Origin of the sequence: Pseudoxanthomonas sp. J35, assembly GCF_000513995.1 — a bacterium.
Classification (GTDB): Bacteria; Pseudomonadota; Gammaproteobacteria; order Xanthomonadales; family Xanthomonadaceae; genus Pseudoxanthomonas.
This window is the reverse complement of the sequence record NZ_AZVB01000022.1, coordinates 25,742-43,661: the sequence shown is the minus strand read 5'-3', so window position 1 is coordinate 43,661 and position 17,920 is coordinate 25,742. Positions and strand designations below refer to the sequence as shown.

Here is a 17,920-nt window from a genome sequence, read left to right as displayed (position 1 = left end):
CATGCGCGCGTGGAAGGGGGCGAGGCTGGCGGTAGCGGCCCTGGTGCTGGTCGCAGCCCTGGCCCGGGCGCAGGACGCGCCCGCGCCTTCCACCTTCAACCACGGGCAGAGCTGGCTGGGCTTCGAGGTACGGACCCGCTTCGGCCAGCGCATCGCCGGCGAATTCCCGCGCTTCGACGGCGTGGTCGAACACCTGCCGGACGGGCGGCACCGCGTCCGGCTGCAGGTGGCCACCTCCGAGGCGATGATCCCGGAGCGCCCGCGCTACACTGCATGGATGCGCGGAGCCAGTTTCTTCGACACCGTGCGCCATCCGTGGATGGAATTCGTGTCCGAATCCTACACGTCCGACCTGCTGCGCGACGGTGGCACGCTGCGCGGCGAACTGACCCTGCGCGGCGTTACCCGGCCGCAGTCGCTGGAGATCGCGCCGTCGGCCTGCGCCCGGCCGGGCCGCGACTGCCCGATCCAGGTCAGCGGCAGCATCCAGCGCAGCGACTACGGCATGCGCGAATGGCAGGTGGCGCTCGCCGACAAGGTCTGGCTGCTGGCCAGCCTGCAGTTGCAGGAACGCGCGGAGTGAACCTCGCGGCCCGACTGCTCGGCCTGCTCCTGCTGTTGTCGGCCACCGCCTGCAGCACGATCGGCCCCGCCCAGCACGAGCGCGCCGCCGCGATCGCCGTGTCCGCGCGCGACACCGCCGTGGAATGCGACCGCGCCGACCGCTGCGCCACGCCCTCGGAACTGCACGCCCTCGCCGGATCCGCCTTCGCCCAGTCGCAGGCCAGGCCCGGGCAGGGCCCGCGCCACTACGCGCTGATCCTGGACACCGGCGGCGACGCGCTGCTGGCCCGGATCAACCTGCTGCGCAGCGCCACCCGCCGCATCGACCTGCAGACCTACATCTTCGACAAGGACGACAGCGCGCGCCTGGTCATCGACGAGCTGCTGGCCGCGGCGCGGCGCGGAGTGAAGGTGCGGCTGCTGATCGACCAGCTGTCGGCGATCGCCGACCTGCAGATCCTGGCGGCGCTGTCCGGCGCGCACTCGAACCTGGAGCTGCGCATCTACAACCCGACCTTCAACCGCGCCAAGCCGAACTACATGCACTACGCGGCCAGCGTGCTGTGCTGCTTCCGCCGCTTCAACCAGCGCATGCACAACAAGCTGCTGGTGGTGGACGGCGCGGTGGCGATCACCGGGGGGCGCAACTACCAGGACGACTATTACGACTGGGACGCCGAGTACAACTTCCGCGACCGCGACGTGCTGGTTGCCGGGCCGGTGGTGCGCGGCATGGAGCGCAACTTCGCCGAGTACTGGACCGACCCGCGCAGCGTGCCGGTGGAGCGGCTGGACGACGTGGCGAAGGTGCTGCTGCAGCAGGGCGTGCCGGAGATGCCGCCGTCGCGGCCGGCGGTGCCGGAGCGGGTCGAGCTGATGTCGCAGGCCGCCGCCGACCAGGACCTGGTGCGCGAACGCCTCGTCAGCCGCGCGCTGCCGGTGGGCAAGGTCTCCTACCTGGCCGACCTGCCGGCCAAGCACCACGAAGGCCCGGATCCGGAAGCCGGTGCGCCCGGGCTGGCCGAACTGCTGGCCAACGCGCGCAGCGAGATCCTGCTGCAGACGCCGTACCTGGTGCTGTCGGACAGCGCGCTGGAGGTGTTCCGCGGCCTGCGCAAGGCCGCCGAACCGCCGCGCGTGGTGGTGTCGACCAACAGCCTGGCGGCGACCGACAACCCGATCGTCTACGCGCTCACCTACAAGTACAAGCGCCGCAACGTGCGCGAGCTGGGCTTCGACATCTTCGAATACAAGCCGTTCCCGGCCGATCCGCCGGTGGCGGTGTCGCTGGGGGCGTGGTGGCCGGGCGATCCGTCCGCGCCCACGCCGACCACCGCGCGCAGCGAGGTGCCCGGCAGCCTGGGCAGCCTCGCCGGGTCCGGTTCCGGATCCGGCTCGGGCCCAGGCCGCGGCGACGACGGCCGCGTCGAGGACAAGCTGCGTACCGAGACGCGTCCGTCGCTGCTGCGCACCAGCGCGCCGGCCAACCGCCCGGTGCCGGTGCGCGGCGACGGCCCGCGCATGGGCGTGCACGCCAAGTCGATGGTGATCGACCGCCGCATCGCCGTGGTCGGCACCCACAACTTCGATCCGCGCAGCGAGAACTACAACACCGAGGCGGTGGTGGTGATCGAGGATCCCGTCTTCGCCGAGGCGCTGGCGCGCAGCATCGAGCGCGACATCGCCCCGGCCAATTCCTGGACGGTGGGTCCGCGCGCGCGGCCGCCGGTGCTGTCCGGCCTCAACTACAGCATGGGCAAGGTGCTGGAGGCTTCGCCGGTGCTGGACCTGTGGCCGTGGCGCTATGCCACCAACTACGAGTTCCAGCCCGGCCCGGAGTGCCCGGCGCCGCTGCCGCGCCGCGATCCGGACTTCCACCGCTGCTACGCGCCGGTCGGCGACTTCCCCGAGGTCAGCCTCGGCCCGAAGTCGATCCTCACGCGGATGCTGACCGCCTTTGGCGCCGGCCTCGTTCCCATCCTCTGAAGGCCCCGCCGCGCGACACCGGCGCGGGGCCCCGGCGATAATCCCGCCCCCTCCCGCGACAGGCCCTACCATGGTCTTCCGAGCCCCCGTCCAGATCGAGGAACTCAACCGGCTCAGCCAGGGCACCCTGATCGAGCACCTGGGCATCGTCTTCACCGCCGCCGGCCCGGACTGGGTGCAGGCGACGATGCCGGTCGACGCGCGCACCCGCCAGCCGTACGGGCTGCTGCATGGCGGCGCCTCGGTGGTGCTCGCCGAGACCCTCGGCAGCAGCGCCGGAAACCTGTGCCTGGACACCCGGCTGCAGCAGGCGGTGGGGCTGGAGATCAATGCCAACCACCTGCGCGCGGTGCGCGAGGGCACGGTGACCGGCACGGCCAAGGCGGTGCACGTGGGGCGCAGCACCCAGGTCTGGGACATCCGCATCGAGGACGGGCGTGGGCGCCTGGTCTGCGTCTCGCGGCTGACCCTGGCGGTGGTGCCGGTGGCCGCGCAGGCCTGAGCCGGGGGCCGGACGTGGAACGCGATCCTGCCACCCCGCAAGCCTCCGGGCCGCGGCCGCGGTGGGCGCCGCCGCGCCGCGGGGGACTGCGCAGGGCGCCCGGCCATCCGGTATCGTGCGCGTCCATGGATCACGCCTCCCCACGCGCCGCCGGCGATTCCGGCCTCGCGCGCGCCTTCCGTTACCTCTACCGCGTCCCGCTGCTGCTGCTGCACCTGCTGGTGCTGCTGCCGCCGACCCTGGTCTGCCAGATCCCGGTGCTGGCGCGCATCCCGTGGGGGCCGGAAACCCTGGGCGACCGTGCGGTGCGGGCCTGGTCGGCCGGGCTGATGCGCGTGTTCGGCTTCCGCCTGCGCCGCTTCGGCCAGCCGCTGCCGGGCGCCACCCTGTTCGTGGCCAACCACGTCAGCTGGCTGGACATTGAGATCCTGCACAGCCAGCGGATGATGGGCTTCGTCGCCAAGCGCGAGATCGCCAGCTGGCCGCTGGTCGGCTGGCTGGCCACCCTCGGCCAGACCATCTACCACCAGCGCGGCAGCTCCGATTCGCTCAGCGGCGTACTCGAGGCGATGACGCAGCGCCTGCGCGAGGGCCGCTCGGTGGGCGTGTTCCCGGAAGGCCGCACCCGCGACGGGCGCGAGGTCGGCCCGTTCCACGCCCGCATCTTCATGGCCGCGGTCGAGGCTCAGGTGCCGGTGCAGCCGGTGGCGCTGCGCTACGGCGAGAAGGGCTCGGCCCAGACCACCGTGGCCTTCGCCCCGCGCGAGAACTTCCTGCAGAACTTCCTGCGCCTGCTCGGCGGGCGCGCACGGCTGGCCGAGGTGCACTTCCTCGAGCCGATCCTGCCGGGGAACGTGGAAGGCCGCCGCCGCATCGCCGAGCTGTCCCGCGAGCGTATCGTCGCGGCAATGGAAAGCTGAATCAGGCTTCCGCACTTGCGCCGCGCATGTTGCGGTGCAAGATTTGGGGCGATGCTCAAGGCCACCGACTACCAGCCGCCCCGCCTCCTGCGCAATCCGCACCTGCAGTCGGTGCTCGGTTCCTGCGGCCTGCGCCAGCGCCGCGGCCTGCGCGCGCTGTCGGCGCTCGGCGCCACCACCACCGAGCACATCCTCGATGGCGGCAACGGCGCGCGCCTGCAGGGCTGGCACAGCACCGTCCCCGGGCGGCGCCCGCGCGGTACCGCGCTGCTGCTGCACGGCTGGGAAGGCAGCGCCGAGTCCGGCTACATGCGCCTGACCGCCGCGCGCCTGCTGGCCGACGGCCTGGACGTGTTCCGCCTGAACTTCCGCGACCATGGCGACACCCACCACCTCAACGAGGAACTGTTCCACTCCAACCGGATCGGCGAGGTGGTGCACGCGGCCGTGGACATGGTCCGCCGCCTGCAGGTACGCGACCTGGTGGTGGCCGGCTTCTCGCTGGGCGGCAACCACGCCCTGCGCCTGGGCCTGCGCGCCGCCGACGCCGGCCTGCCGCTGCGCCACATCGCCGTGGTCTGCCCGCTGGTCGACCCGGCCGCGACCATGGACAGCATGGAGCGCGCGCCGCAGTTCTACGACTGGTACTTCCGCCGCAAGTGGCGCAGCTCGCTGGTGCGCAAGCGCGAGCTGTTCCCGGAACGCTTCGGCTATGACGACGCGACCCTGGCGATGGACATGCGCGGCCTGATCGGCTGGCTGGCCCGCCAGCACGCCGGCTTCGGCACGGTCGAGGAGTACTTCGAGAGCTATTCCATCGCCGGCGACCGGCTGGCCGGGCTGGCGGTGCCGGCGAGCATCCTCATGGCCGAGGACGACCCGGTGATCCCGGTCGAACACTTCCGCCAGTGGCGCCTGCCGGCCACCGTCGAGCTGGAGCTGGCGCGCTGGGGCGGCCATTGCGCCTTCGTCGAGAACCTGGCCGGCGACGGTTTCGCCGAGCGCTGGGTGGCCGACCGCCTGGGCGCGGCGCTGCCGCCGGGCTGAAGCGGGCGGCGGCGGGCCGGGGCCGGGGTAAACTGCGGGTTTTCCCCGGAACGAACGCCCCCGATGCTGGACCGTATCCAAGACGCGCTGCGGCGCGATGCCGTCGACGAAGCGCTGGCCCTGGCCCAGGACTGGGCCGCCCGCGCCCCGGACGACGCCGTGGCGCAGCGCACCCTGGCGCTGGCCCTGGCCCGCGCCGGCGACCCGGCCGCCGCCCTGTTCGCGCTGGACCAGGCGATCCTGCTGGCGCCGGAGGACGCGGGCCTGCACTTCGAGCGCGCCAGCCTGCTGCTGCGCAGCGGCGGCGTGGCCGAGGCCGGTGATGCGCTGGCCCAGGGCCTGGAGCTGGATCCGAACCACCTGCCGTCCTACCTGGCCAAGGCCCACGTCGCCCTGGCCCGCGGTGACCTGGACGAGGCCGAGCGGCTGAGCCGCACCGCCGCCCGCATCGCCGCCGAGGACGATCCGCGCCTGCTCGGGTTGGACGCGCTGCTGGCGCTGCGCCGCGGCAACCCGGACCGCGCGCTGGCGCTGGCGTCCTCGGCCAGCAAGGTGCTGCCGGACGATCCGCAGCTGCTGTCGGTGCTGGGCTTCGCCTACCTGGCCAAGTCCCACTGGGCCTTCGCCGAGCAGGCTTTCCGCAAGGTCTCCGCGCTGCTGCCGGATGCGCGCGCGCTGCAGCCGCTGCTGGCGCAGCTGGCCGCCGGGCAGGACCGCCCCGGGGAGGCCGTCGAACTGCTTGCGCCGCTGCTGGACGACCCGAAGCTGTCCAACCCGTCGCTGCGCCGCCTGGCCGGCCTTTACGCGTTCCGCGCCGGCCGTGCGGAACAGGCCCTGGAGCTGCTGCAGGAGAGCCTGCTGCACGCGCCGGACCGTTTCGTCCTGCAGGCGCTGATGCAGCTGTGGGCCGGCCGCGACGACCGCGCCGTGGCCCAGGCGACCCTCGAGGAAGCACTGGCCCGGCATCCGCTGGTCAACGACCTGTGGGCGGTGCGGCTGTCCATGGAGGAACCGGGCAGCGAGGACGGCGAGGCGGTGCTGTCGCGCTGGCTCGAGGCCCTGCCGGGCAGCATCATGGCGCTGGAGACGGCGATGGTCGCGCGCGACCGCGCCGCCGATCTGGACGGGGCGATGCGCCTGGCCGAACGCCTGCTGCAAGTGCAGCCGGGCCATGCGCTGGCCGAACAGTTCCTGGTGGAGGCGCTGCTGTCGCGCGATCCGGATGCCGCCATCGCCCGCGCCCGCGCCATCGCCGCGCGCCCGCAGGATCCGGCCAGCCGCGCCGCGATGGGCAGCTGGGTCGGGCGCCTGCTCGACCGCGCCGGCCGCACCGCCGAGGCGGTGGCGCAATGGCAGTCGCTGCACGACGGCATGCGTGCCAGCCGCCTGGCGCTGCCCCCGCTGGCCCCGGCCGTCGAGGAGTGGCCGGCGCTGGCCACGCCCACCCCGGACGCGCCGCGGCCGATCCTGGTCTGGGGCCTGCCCGGCTCGGGCGTGGAACGGGTGGTGGACACGCTTGGCGCCGCGGTCCTGCGCGACCGCTACACCCCGCAGGCGCCGGAAGACCCGCTGCGCAGCCCGCAGGCCGCGCACGCGCTGCGCAACGGCAGCGCCGATCCGGCCGCGCTGGTCGCGCGCTGGCGCGAACACCTGCCGGCGCGCGGCGCCGCCGGCGGCAACGCCGTCGACTGGCTGACCTGGTGGGACAACGCACTGCTGCTGGCGCTGCGCCCGCACCTGCCCGAAGGCCTGCTGCTGGCGGTGGTGCGCGACCCGCGCGACATGCTGCTGGACTGGCTGGCCACCGGGTCTCCGGTGCCGCTGGCGCTGGAGAACCCCGACGCGGCGGCCGAATGGCTGGCGCAGGGCCTGGAGCAGCTGGCCGACCTCGACGAGCAGGACCTGTATCCGCACGTGCTGCTGCGCGTGGACGGCATCGTCGACGCGCAGCAGGCGCTGGCCGAGGTGCTCGGCAAGGCGCTCGGCGGCCTCAAGCTGGCGCCACCGCCGGCCGCGCAGCGGCGCCTGCCGCCGGGCCGCTGGCGCGCCTACGCCGACCAGCTCGCCGCGCCGTTCGCGCGGTTGACCCCGGTCGCCGTGCGCCTGGGCTACGTTGAATCCTGATCCCGCAGAGGAGCCACGCATGCGTATCTGGAGCGACAGTTTCGAAGCGCGGGCGGCGATCCCGGCCGAGTTCGCCATGGGCCAGCCCGATGGCTTCGCCGGCAACCGCAACCCGCACCTGGCCTGGGACGGCGTGCCCGGGGGCACCCGTTCCTTCGCCCTGCTGTGCATCGATCCGGACGCACCGACGGTGCCGGAAACCGTGGGTCGCGAGGACCTGCAGATCCCGGTCGAGCAGCCGCGCGGCGACTTCATCCACTGGGTGGTGGCCGACATCGCCGCGGACGTGCGCGAAATCGCCGCCGGCAGCTGCAGCGACGGCGTCACCACCGGCGGCAAGCAGCAGCCGGCCGGCCCCGCCGGTTCGCGCCAGGGCCTGAACGATTACACCGGCTGGTTCGCCGGCGACGCGCAGATGCGCGGCGACTACTTCGGCTACGACGGCCCGTATCCGCCGTTCAACGACCTGCGCGTGCACCGCTATTTCTTCCGCCTGTTCGCCCTGGACGTGCCGGCGCTGCAGCTGCCGGCGCGCTTCACCGCCGCCGACGTGCTGCGGGCGATGCAGGGCCACGTGCTGGGCGAGGCCGCGGTGTACGGCACCTACACGCTCAACCAGGCGCTGCGCGGCTGAGGCCGCGCGACGCCGCCGCGACGCATGCATATCGAAACCCTCGGCAGCGGCCCGGACCTGGTCCTGATCCATGGCTGGGCGCTGCACGGCGGCGTGTTCGCGCCGTTGGCCGAGCGCCTGGCGCCGCACTTCCGCCTGCACCTGGTCGACCTGCCGGGGCACGGGCTGAGCCGCGATCCGGACGAGCGCCTGGACCTGGCCCTGGTAGCCAGCACGGTTGCCAGCCGCACGCCGCCGGCGATCTGGCTGGGCTGGTCGCTGGGCGGGCTGTTCGCGCTGCGCGCGGCGGCGACCCTGCCGACCGTGCGCGGGCTGGTGATGGTCGCGGCGACGCCGCGCTTCGTGCACGGCGATGACTGGCCGCATGCGGTGCCGCGCGAGGTGTTCGAACGCTTCGGCCACGACCTGGCCGAGGACTACGCCGGCACGCTGGACCGCTTCATCGCCCTGGACACGCTCGGCTCCGAGCATGGCCGCGCCGAACTGAAGACCCTGCGCGAACTGCTGCGCGCGCGCGGCCAGCCGGATCCGCAGGCGCTGCGCGACGGCCTGGCCCTGCTCGACGGCACCGACCTGCGCCGCAGCCTGCCGCGCCTGCGCGTGCCCAGCCTGTGGCTGGCCGGCCGCCGCGACCGCCTGGTCGATCCGCGCGGCATGGCCGCCGCCGCCGCGCTGGCGCCGCAATCGCGCTTCGTCGAACTGGCCGGCGCCGGGCACGCACCGTTCCTCGGCCATGTGGACGCGGTCGCGGCGGAGCTGCGTGCTTTCGCCGACAATGGCGCCCCCTGACGTCGCCGTGCCGCCCATGGACCCGCTGTTCGACCCCCGCCACGTGCGCCGCGCCTTCTCGCGCGCGGCCGCCGGCTACGACGCGGCCGCGGCGCTGCAGGCCGAGGTGCGCACGCGCCTGCTCGGTTCGCTCGACTACCTCGACGACCGCCAGCCGGAAGTCGTGCTCGACGTCGGCAGCGGCACCGGCCATGCCGCCGCGGCGATCCGCAAGCGCTGGCCGAAGGCGCGGGTGATCGCGCTGGACCTGGCCCTGCCGATGCTGCGCGAGGCGAAGCGCCAGGCCGGCTGGTGGAAGCCGTTCGCGCGCGTCTGCGCCGATGCGCGCGCGCTGCCGCTGGCCGAGGGCAGCGTCGACGTGATCTTCAGCAACCTGTGCCTGCAGTGGGTCGACGACCTGCCGGCGGTGTTCGCCGGCTTCCGCCGCGTGCTCAAGCCCGAAGGCCTGCTGCTGTGCTCGAGTTTCGGCCCGGAGACGCTGTCCGAGCTGCGCGGCGCCTTCGCCGGGGCCGACGCGGCGCCGCACGTGAGCCCGTTCGCCTCGATCGCGCAGTTCGGCGATGCGCTGATGGCGGCCGGCTTCCGCGACCCGGTGCTGGACCGCGACCTGTTCACCCTGACCTATCCGGACCTGCCGGCGCTGATGCGCGAGCTGCGCGCGATCGGCGCGACCAACGCGCTGGCCTCGCGCCGGCGCAGCCTCACCGGGCGCGCGCGTTTCGCCGCCGCGGCCGCGGCCTACGAACCGCTGCGCGACGCCGACGGGCGCCTGCCCAGCACCTGGGAAGTGATCTACGCGCAGGCCTGGGCGCCGGCGCCGGGCGCGCCGATCCGCGAGGGCGGCCACGAGATCGCCGCGGTGCCGCTGTCGAAGATCCCGATCCGCCGCCGCAACACCCCCTGAGGCCTGCGGCTCCGCAAGCCCATCGCCCAGCAGGGTGGGGGTCCGGGAGAGGCCACCCGGATGCGCTCCGCCTGTCCGGGCTAGGGGCTCTTACGAATCCCCAATCCCGGCTCTCACCCCCCAACCTGCGCGATCCAGTCCTGCAGGTTGTAGTAGTTGCTGACCCGCGCGATGCGGTCGTCGCGGATGTCGAAGAACGCGCCGCCGGGCAGCACGTACTTCTGGCCGCGGGCCGGCGGCAGGCCTTCGTCGTCGCGCAGGTACTCGCCGTGGACCACGTATTCGGCGGCGGCGCGGCCGCCGTCCTGGGTTGCCATCACCACGATATCGTGCAGCTGCTCGCGGTAGCTGGCGTCCATGCGCCGCATGAAGGCGGCGAATGCTTCCTTGCCGGTCTCGCGGGCGCCCTGGTTGAGGTCGTGGACGACGTCGTCGGCGAGCAGCGCGAGCATCGCCTCGCGGTCGCCGCGGTTGAACGCGGCGTAGTAGGCGAGCACCAGCTCGATCGCGCGGTCCTGGCGGCGGGTGCCGTCGATCTTCATCGGGGGATTCCGGTTCTGCGGGGGCGGCCATGATACGCCGCGGCCGCCCGCGGGATCAGTCGCGCAGCACCAGGTCGCGGTGGAAGAAGTAGACCTCCTGCAGCAGGAAGCGCCACTGCGTCTGCACCGTGCGGAAGCGGGTGCTGGGCGTGGGCGAGCCGACCGCGTCGATGCCCAGCCGCCGCGACAGCCGCAGCGCGCGTGCCATGTGCAGCGGATCGCTGACCACGATGACCCGGTGCAGGTCGTTCTGCTGCATCAGCATGCGCGCCTGCAACAGGTTCTCGCGGGTGTTGCGCGAGGCCGATTCGATCAGGATCGCCGACTCGGGAATGCCCTGCTGCAGCGCGTAGCGGCGCGCCACCTGCGATTCGGCGAACGGCGCGCCGTTGCCGTAGCCGCCGGTGAACACCAGCACCGGCGCATAGCCGCGGCGGTACAGGTCCAGGCCGTGGCGGATGCGCTCGCGGAACACGGGCGAGGGATTCTTGTGGTACGCGGCGGCGCCGAGCACGATGATCGCGTCGGCGCGCGTGGCCTGGTCGCGCTGGCCGACCCAGACGATCCAGGCGGCCACGCCGGCAAGCCACAGCAGCGCCAGCAGCGCCAGCCGCCACAGCCAGCCGAAGAAGCCGCGCCGCGCCTTGCGGCCGCGGCTCAGCCGCGCCACGGCAACGCCCCCAGGTCGACGTTGCCGCCGGTGAAGACCACGCCGACGCGCTGGCCGGCGAAGCGCGCCGGCTGTGCCAGCACCGCCGCCAGGGCGATCGCCGAGGACGGTTCGACGACCTGCTTGAGCACCTGCCAGGCCAGCCGCATCGCCGCGATCGTGGCGGCGTCGTCGACCACCACCGCCTCGGTGCCCCAGGCCCGCAACAGGGCGAAGTTGGGCGCGCCGAGGCTGGCACGCAGGCCGTCGCAGACGGTATCGGGGACCAGGTCGGTCTGGCGCTCGCCGGCGGCCAGCGAACGGGCGGTGTCGTCGGCGCCGGCCGGTTCGGCCAGCACCAGCCGGCAGCGCGGCGCGACCGTGGCCAGCGCCAGCGCGGTGCCCGCGGCCAGGCCTCCACCGCCCACCGGGACCACGAGGGTGTCCAGCGCGCCGGCCTGGCCGACCAGCTCGACCGTGGCCGTGCCCTGGCCGGCGATCACCCGCGCATCGGCGTAGGGATGGACCAGCTGCGCGCCCGTCTCCGCCTGGATCCGCGCACAGGTCGCCTCGCGCGCGGCGAGGGTGGCTTCGCAGCGCCACACGGTCGCGCCATGGCGTTCGATGTTGGCCAGCTTGGCTGCCACCGCGCCTTCGGGCACGACCACGTGGCAGGGAATACCGCGGCTGCGCGCGGCCAGCGCCAGCGCCGCGCCATGGTTGCCCGAGGAATGGGTGACCACGCCGCGTGCGGCCTCCCCGTCGGAAAGCGACCACACGGCATTGCAGGCGCCGCGGAACTTGAAGGCGCCGCCGCGCTGCAGGTGTTCGGCCTTGAAGTGCAGTTCGCAGCCGGCCATGCCGTCGAGCACGCGCGAACGCAGCACGGGGGTGACGCTGGCATGGCCGGCGATCCGGGCAGCGGCGGCGAGGACGTCGTCGGCAGCGGGAAGGTCGACTGGCATGGGCCAAGGTTAACGTATCGACCACGGCCGGACCCGTCATCGTGTGGCGAAACGACGGGGCACCCGGCCGGGTTAAGCACGGATTCAAAGCGCCGCCACGAAGCTGGCCATCCAAGCCCGAGGGGGGGAACCGCCATGAAACTGCGAGTGTTTACCGGCCTGGCCTGTGCGCTGGCCCTGGCCGGCTGCACCACCTACGGGTACGTCGACGATGGCGGCGGTTACTACACCGGTTACGACTACTCCGGGTACGGCACGGTCTACGGCAGCTACGGTTACGGATACGGCGTGCCCTACGCCTACCGCTACCGGCCCGGCTGGTCGTTCGGCCTGGGCTACGGCCATCCCTCCTATTACTACGGGTACGGCTATCCCGGTTACTACTACCGTCCGCCGCACTACCACCCGCATGCGCCGGCTCCGCCGGGGCCCGGCCACCACGGCGGCGACCATGACGGCCGCCCCGACCGGCCGCCGCCGACGGCCGGCCATACGCCGCCCCCGCTCAACCGCGCGCCATGGCGCGATCTGGAGCGGCTGCGCCGCGGCAGCGAGGAGGACCAGCCGCGGCGGCGCCCGCAGCCGGGAACCGGCAGCATCGCCGCTCCGCAGCCGGGGATGGGCGGTGGCCCGGGCCCGTACACGGGTGGCGGCATGCGACCGGTGCCGCCGACCGGCACCGGTTACCGGGTCGATCCGCCGCAGGGTGGTACCGACACCGCGGTCCGCCGCCGTTTCCCGGGCAATGGCGGCAACGTCGCGCCGGTGGCGACGCGTCCGGTCTCGCCGCAGCCGCAGCCCCGCAGCGGCGGCGAGTTCCGCCAGGCGCCGCGCAGCGATGCGGCCCCGCGCAGTGCCCCGGCCCCGCGCCCGGCGCCCAGTGGCAACTCGCGACCGCAGCGTAGTGGGACGCGCGACACGAATGAGCCCTGAAAAAGCGCTTGCGTTGCCGGGACGGTGGACGCAAGCTTAGCCCGCACGTGACAGGGCACGTCAGGTTGTGACCTGCCCGGCAAGTCCACGTCGATGTCCGGCAGGGAAATCTGGATCCCCCCTGTTCCGGCCCTGTCGGACATCGGCGCCCCCAAGACAGCCCGGTCCCCTGGCCGGGCTGTCGCTTTTTGCGGACCCGGTCACGGTTTGGCTGGCGCCGGGCAAAAAAACGGGGCCGGCAGTCCCCCGACTGCCGGCCCCTCGGCTTCCCCATCGCGCGCGTGGCTGGCCCCTGTTCCAATTCCAGCCCGCGCCCCCGACGCATTGCCGCGATGGGTGCACGTGATGGCTATCGCAGGAAGCGTGCCAAGTCCACGGACACCCCCGGGCGTAGAATTGCCGTCCGGCGCCGGCCCCCCAGGCGCTTCCCGGATACCCGCATGACCCGCTCCTTCCACCAGTACGACGTCATCGTGATCGGCGGCGGCCACGCCGGCACCGAAGCCGCGCTGGCCTCGGCCCGCTCCGGCGCGCGCACCCTGCTGCTGACCCACAACATCGAGACCGTGGGCGCGATGAGCTGCAACCCGGCAATCGGCGGCATCGGCAAGGGCCACCTGGTCAAGGAGATCGACGCCCTCGGCGGAGCCATGGCCCGCGCCGCCGACCTGGCCGGCATCCAGTGGCGCACGCTCAACGCGTCCAAGGGCCCGGCGGTGCGCGCGACCCGCTGCCAGGCCGACCGCGCGCTGTACCGTGCGGCGATCCGGCGCATGGTCGAGAACCAGCCCAACCTGACCGTGTTCCAGGCGGCGGTCGACGACCTCGTGATCGAGGGCGACGCCGTGCGCGGCGCGATCACCCAGACCGGCCTGCGCTTCGACGCGCCGGCCGTGGTCCTGACCGCCGGTACGTTCCTCGCCGGCAAGGTCCACATCGGTCCGACCACCTACGCCGCCGGGCGCATGGGCGACCCGCCGTCGGCCACCCTGGCCGCGCGCCTGCGCGAGCGCCCGTTCGTGGTGGACCGGCTCAAGACCGGCACCCCGCCGCGCATCGACGGGCGCACGCTCGACTACGCGGTGATGGACGAGCAGTCCGGCGACGACCCGATGCCGGTGATGTCGTTCCTCGGCGACGTGGCCGACCACCCGCGCCAGGTTTCGTGCTGGATCACCCACACCACCGAGCGCACCCACGAGATCATCCGCGGCGCGCTGGACCGCTCGCCGCTGTACACCGGCCAGATCGAGGGCATCGGCCCGCGCTACTGCCCCTCGATCGAGGACAAGGTGGTGCGCTTCGCCGACAAGCCCAGCCACCAGATCTTCGTCGAGCCGGAGGGGCTGGACGTGGTGGAGATCTATCCCAACGGCATCTCCACATCGCTGCCGTTCGACGTGCAGCTGGAGCTGGTGCGTTCGATCCGCGGCTTCGGGAACGCGCACATCACCCGTCCCGGCTACGCGATCGAATACGACTTCTTCGACCCGCGTGGGCTGAAGGCCACGCTGGAGACCAAGGCCGTGTCCGGCCTGTTCTTCGCCGGGCAGATCAACGGCACCACCGGCTATGAGGAGGCGGCCGCGCAGGGGCTGCTGGCCGGCATCAACGCCGCCCGCCACGTACGCGACCAGGAAGGCTGGGCGCCGCGCCGCGACGAGGCCTACCTGGGCGTGCTGGTCGACGACCTGATCACCCACGGCACCAACGAGCCGTACCGCATGTTCACCAGCCGCGCCGAGTACCGGCTGCAGCTGCGCGAAGACAACGCCGACCTGCGCCTGACCCCGCGCGGCCGCGAGCTGGGCGTGGTCGACGACGCGCGCTGGTCGCGCTTCGAGGCCAAGCGCGAGGCGATCGAGCGCGAGACCGCGCGCCTGCGCGCGCTGTGGGCGACGCCGGCCAACGCCATCGGCCGCGAGGTCGAGGCGGTGCTGGGCGTGGCGGTGAGCCGCGAGACCAGCGCGCTGGACCTGATCAAGCGCCCGGAGCTCGGCTATGCCGCGCTGATGCGGGTGCCGGCGCTGGGCCCGGGCGTGGACGACGCGCAGGTGGCCGAGCAGGTCGAGATCGCGGTGAAGTACGCCGGCTACCTCGACCGCCAGCGCGACGAGATCGCGCGCCAGCAGCGCCACGAGGACACCGCCATCCCCGCGGACTTCGACTACGCCGCCGTACGCGGCCTGTCCGCGGAAGTGCAGCAGAAACTGGAGCGGGTGCGGCCGCAGACGATCGGGCAGGCCCAACGCATCCCCGGCATGACACCGGCGGCGATCTCGCTGCTGCTGGTGCATCTGGAACGCCTGCGTCGCAGCCGGGTGGCCTGACCGCCGCCCGGCGCGACGCAGTGGCGCCACGGCGCCGCAAGGTGCAGGCTGCGCCCCATGAGCGAAGCGTCCGGCCCCGTGCAGGAGCCGCCGCCCGGTGGCGGTGAACAGCGCGTCCTGCGCCGCTCGATCGCGGCCACCGGCCTGGTCGCGGCGGTGGGCATCGTCGTCGGCCTGCTGTCCGGTTCGTACGCGATCGTGTTCGACGGCATCTACTCGCTGGCCGACGGCATCACCAGCGCCGCGGCGCTGCTGGTCGCGCGCCTCATCGCCGGCTACGCCGCCGACGATCCGCAGGACCGCCGCCTCGCCGAGCGCTTCACCATGGGCTTCTGGCACCTGGAACCGATGGTGCTGGGTGCCACCGGCTTGCTGATGTCCGCCGCGGCCGCGTACGCGCTGGTCAACGCCATCGGCAGCTTCCTCGATGGCGGCCGCGAGCTGCACTTCGGCCAGGCCATCGTCTATGCCGTGGCCACGGTCGCGATCAGCATCGCGATGGCCGCCTATGCGCTGCGCGCGAACCGCCGCATCGGTTCGCAGCCGGTGGCGATGGAGGCACGCGGCTGGCTGGTGTCGGCGGCGATCAGCGGCGCGCTGCTGGCGGTCTTCGCCATCGGCAAGACGATGCAGGGCACGCGCTGGGCATGGATGGCGCCATACGTGGATCCGGCGGTGCTGGCGCTGGTGTGCCTGGTGGTGATCCCGGTGCCGCTGGGTGCGGTGCGCAGCGCGATCGCCGACATCCTGCTGGTCACGCCGCTGGAGCTGAAGCAGCAGGTCGACGCGGTGGCAGCGGAGGTGGTGCGCCGCGAAGGCTTCCTGTCGTTCCGGTCGTACGTGGCGCGGGTCGGTCGCGGCCGCCAGATCGAGCTGTACTTCATCGTGCCGCGCGGCGCACCGCCGCGGGCACTGGAAGCCTGGGACCGCTGCGCGACGAAGTCGGCGAGGCGATCGGCCCGGAGTCGGCGGACCGCTGGCTGACGATCGTGTTCACCACCGACCAGGAGTGGGCCGAGTAAGCCTGCGGGGCCGTGCGCCCTGTGCTCGCGGTGGACCTTTTCGCCCGCAACTTTCCGCCGTGGAAAATTCCTACAGCGGATTGCGGACCAGTCCGCTGTTCCGCCCACGGGCCGCTTGCAAGGATGCGGTCCATGGACATGCATACCGAGGACCGGTTCCAGGGATTGCGCGTGGTGCGGCAGCGCGGGCTGTCCATCCCCGGGCAGGCCTACCACGTCAGCGTCGCCACCCGCGACCGCCAGGCCTGGTTCTCGAACTTCCATGTCGGTTGCGAGGCGGTGCGCGCTTTCCGCCAGCCGCTGGCGCACGGCGACGCCACGCTGCTGGCCTGGGTGCTGATGCCCGACCAGGCGCACTGGCTGCTGCAGGTCGGGCAGCGCGATCCACTGGAGAAGGTGGTGCAGCGGATGAAGTCGGTCACCGGCGTGCAGGTGAACCGCGTGCTGTCGCGCGCCGGCCCGTTATGGGAACCGGCCTTCCACGACCGGCAGCTGCGCCGCGAGGACGACCTGCGTACCGTGGCCCGCTACATCATCGCCGAGCCGCTGCGCGCGCGCCTGGTGGATGACATCCGCGACTACCCGTTCTGGGACTGCGCCTGGGTGTAGCGCGCCGCGGCGGTTTTCCCGGCGCGCACGGGAAGTTGCAGGCGCCGGCTACATCGGCCGGGCGCGGTTCCAGGGCATGCGCGCCAGCAGGTGGGCCATGCCGCAGAAGCCGGTGAGCCCGGCGAACACCAGGCCCAGCCCGACCATGCCCGGCACCAGCAGGAACCACGGCGAGACCGAGGCCGCCAGCACCGTGCCGGACAGGGCCAGCCCGCCGGCGGCGATCTGTACCTGGCGCATCAACTCCAGCGGCGCGCGGGCGTCGCGCTGCACGGGCAGGCCGGCCTGCTTCCAGGCATCCAGACCACCCTCGACCACGTAGGCGTCGCAGCCACCGGCGGCCGCTTCCAGAACCTCGGAGTTGGCCCGGGTACGCATGCCGGAGCGGCAGTGGAACACCACGGCGCGCCCCCGCGTGCCGGCCAGTTCCGGCGCCGAGGCGAGCCGGGCCAGCGGAATGCAGCAGGCACCGGGAATGCGCTCGCGCGCGTGTTCGTCGGGTTCGCGGATGTCCACCAGCAGCGCGCCCTGGTCGAGCAGGGAACGGGCGGTGCGGGCATCGATGGTTCTCATGGGGTTCCTCAGGGGCAGAACACGGACTTGAGCGCGCCCACCAGGGTGGCCACGCGCGGGTCGGCGATGCGGTAGTAGACGGCCTGGCCTTCGCGCCGGCAGTCGACCAGGCCGTCGGCGCGCATCCGCGCCAGATGCTGGGACAGCGCCGACTGGCTCAGCTCCACCTGCTCCAGCAGCTGGCTGACGTTGAGCTCGCCATGGCCGATCAGCAGGCACAGCACCAGCAGGCGCTGCTCGTGGCCGAGGGTGCGCAGCATGGCCGCGGCCTCGCCGGCGCCCTGGCGGAGGAAGGCACGGTCCTTCGAAGTGAACGGTTGGCTCATGCGGGCATCATATCAGGTATTGCTAAATTAGCAATGACTAATATACTGGCGCCACTTCCACACCGGACATCGCCATGAATGCCGCCAGCTATACCGAACTGACCCGCGACATCTCCCGCAACCTGACCGCGCTGCGCACCCACAACGCCGATGTAATGCAGGGCTTTGGAGACCTCAGCAAGGCGGCGATGGCGCCAGGCGTGCTGGACGGGAAGACCAAGGAGCTGATCGCCATGGCCATCGGCGTAGCCAACCGCTGCGACGGCTGCCTGGGCTTCCACGCCAGGGCGCTGGTGCGCCTGGGCACCACCCCGGAGGAGTTCCGCGAGATGCTGGGTGTGGCGGTGTACATGGGCGGTGGCCCGTCGCTGATGTACGCGGCCAATGCCCAGGCCGCCTACGACGAGTTCCGCAAGGCGGCCGAAGCGGCGTAAGACGCCGTCGCGAGGCGCCTGGATGGCGGAAGGGCCGGCAATGCCGGCCCTTCCGCCTGTTGCGGCC

General features: G+C 72.9%; 19 protein-coding genes. 14 read left to right on the top strand and 5 right to left on the bottom strand.

The genetic code is table 11. From position 1 onward, the window contains the following. The first annotated feature begins 1 nt into the window (after position 1). From PSEJ35_RS16145 to bioC, 9 genes are all read left to right on the top strand, one after another. Positions 2-583 carry a YceI family protein gene (locus tag PSEJ35_RS16145; protein ID WP_037083190.1) on the top strand — a complete coding sequence of 194 codons (582 nt, stop codon included), beginning with the start codon at positions 2-4 and terminating at the stop codon, positions 581-583. Continuing rightward, positions 580-2,550: a phospholipase D family protein gene (locus tag PSEJ35_RS0111790; RefSeq protein WP_028917974.1), complete on the top strand. Its 1,971-nt coding sequence runs from the start codon at positions 580-582 to the stop codon at positions 2,548-2,550. The genes PSEJ35_RS16145 and PSEJ35_RS0111790 overlap by 4 nt, the downstream gene beginning before the upstream one ends. A gap of 70 nt (positions 2,551-2,620) precedes the next feature. Further along, positions 2,621-3,052 (top strand): hotdog fold thioesterase, encoded by a 432-nt coding sequence (locus tag PSEJ35_RS0111785; RefSeq protein WP_028917973.1) that lies wholly within the window; start codon positions 2,621-2,623, stop codon positions 3,050-3,052. 125 nt (positions 3,053-3,177) lie between these two features. Continuing rightward, the gene (locus PSEJ35_RS0111780; RefSeq protein WP_028917972.1) at positions 3,178-3,972 is read left to right on the top strand and encodes a lysophospholipid acyltransferase family protein; all 795 of its coding nucleotides are present in this window, start codon (positions 3,178-3,180) and stop codon (positions 3,970-3,972) included. Positions 3,973-4,023: 51 nt separating this feature from the next. Beyond that, complete coding sequence (locus PSEJ35_RS0111775; protein WP_028917971.1) at positions 4,024-5,019, top strand: alpha/beta fold hydrolase; 996 nt, start codon at positions 4,024-4,026, stop codon at positions 5,017-5,019. 63 nt (positions 5,020-5,082) lie between these two features. Continuing rightward, positions 5,083-7,143, top strand: a complete 2,061-nt coding sequence (locus tag PSEJ35_RS0111770; RefSeq protein ID WP_028917970.1) for a tetratricopeptide repeat protein — start codon at positions 5,083-5,085, stop codon at positions 7,141-7,143. A 19-nt stretch (positions 7,144-7,162) separates the two neighbouring features. Continuing rightward, entirely contained in the window at positions 7,163-7,777 is a 615-nt protein-coding gene (locus PSEJ35_RS0111765; protein WP_028917969.1) for a YbhB/YbcL family Raf kinase inhibitor-like protein, read from the top strand. A gap of 24 nt (positions 7,778-7,801) precedes the next feature. Continuing rightward, a complete protein-coding gene (bioH, locus tag PSEJ35_RS0111760; protein WP_028917968.1) occupies positions 7,802-8,566 on the top strand; it encodes a pimeloyl-ACP methyl ester esterase BioH in 765 nt (254 codons plus the stop codon). A 16-nt stretch (positions 8,567-8,582) separates the two neighbouring features. After that, entirely contained in the window at positions 8,583-9,470 is an 888-nt protein-coding gene (bioC, locus tag PSEJ35_RS0111755) for a malonyl-ACP O-methyltransferase BioC (protein WP_028917967.1), read from the top strand. 113 nt (positions 9,471-9,583) lie between these two features. Here bioC and PSEJ35_RS0111750 read toward each other — a convergent pair whose 3' ends face one another. Genes PSEJ35_RS0111750 through PSEJ35_RS17270 form a run of 3 tightly spaced genes read right to left on the bottom strand, consistent with a single transcriptional unit; the run spans position 9,584 to position 11,626 of the window. Beyond that, positions 9,584-10,012 carry a ketosteroid isomerase-related protein gene (locus PSEJ35_RS0111750; RefSeq protein ID WP_028917966.1) on the bottom strand — a complete coding sequence of 143 codons (429 nt, stop codon included), beginning with the start codon at positions 10,010-10,012 and terminating at the stop codon, positions 9,584-9,586. Positions 10,013-10,067: 55 nt separating this feature from the next. Then, a complete protein-coding gene (locus PSEJ35_RS17275; protein ID WP_024869647.1) occupies positions 10,068-10,673 on the bottom strand; it encodes a YdcF family protein in 606 nt (201 codons plus the stop codon). After that, entirely contained in the window at positions 10,670-11,626 is a 957-nt protein-coding gene (locus PSEJ35_RS17270; protein ID WP_028917965.1) for a pyridoxal-phosphate dependent enzyme, read from the bottom strand. The genes PSEJ35_RS17275 and PSEJ35_RS17270 overlap by 4 nt, the downstream gene beginning before the upstream one ends. 135 nt (positions 11,627-11,761) lie before the next feature. Here PSEJ35_RS17270 and PSEJ35_RS16705 point away from each other — a divergent pair, with 135 nt between their 5' ends. The 4 genes from PSEJ35_RS16705 (at position 11,762) to PSEJ35_RS0111720 (ending at position 16,520) form a co-directional block, all read left to right on the top strand. Further along, complete coding sequence (locus tag PSEJ35_RS16705) at positions 11,762-12,559, top strand: hypothetical protein (RefSeq protein WP_156924806.1); 798 nt, start codon at positions 11,762-11,764, stop codon at positions 12,557-12,559. A 440-nt stretch (positions 12,560-12,999) separates the two neighbouring features. Then, entirely contained in the window at positions 13,000-14,889 is a 1,890-nt protein-coding gene (gene mnmG / locus PSEJ35_RS0111730) for a tRNA uridine-5-carboxymethylaminomethyl(34) synthesis enzyme MnmG (RefSeq protein WP_028917964.1), read from the top strand. Positions 14,890-14,946: 57 nt separating this feature from the next. Continuing rightward, positions 14,947-15,873 carry a cation transporter gene (locus PSEJ35_RS16135; RefSeq protein ID WP_343122516.1) on the top strand — a complete coding sequence of 309 codons (927 nt, stop codon included), beginning with the start codon at positions 14,947-14,949 and terminating at the stop codon, positions 15,871-15,873. Positions 15,874-16,043: 170 nt separating this feature from the next. Beyond that, on the top strand, positions 16,044-16,520 hold the full coding sequence (locus PSEJ35_RS0111720; protein WP_051412659.1) for a transposase: 477 nt from the start codon (positions 16,044-16,046) through the stop codon (positions 16,518-16,520). Positions 16,521-16,568: 48 nt separating this feature from the next. Here PSEJ35_RS0111720 and PSEJ35_RS0111715 read toward each other — a convergent pair whose 3' ends face one another. Next, entirely contained in the window at positions 16,569-17,093 is a 525-nt protein-coding gene (locus PSEJ35_RS0111715) for a rhodanese family protein (protein WP_028917962.1), read from the bottom strand. Between the two features lie 8 nt (positions 17,094-17,101). Continuing rightward, a complete protein-coding gene (locus PSEJ35_RS0111710; protein WP_028917961.1) occupies positions 17,102-17,419 on the bottom strand; it encodes a metalloregulator ArsR/SmtB family transcription factor in 318 nt (105 codons plus the stop codon). A 74-nt stretch (positions 17,420-17,493) separates the two neighbouring features. On the opposite strand from PSEJ35_RS0111710, the gene PSEJ35_RS0111705 reads away from it, so the two are divergent. Continuing rightward, the gene (locus PSEJ35_RS0111705) at positions 17,494-17,853 is read left to right on the top strand and encodes a carboxymuconolactone decarboxylase family protein (RefSeq protein WP_028917960.1); all 360 of its coding nucleotides are present in this window, start codon (positions 17,494-17,496) and stop codon (positions 17,851-17,853) included. The last annotated feature ends 67 nt before the right edge of the window (positions 17,854-17,920 follow it).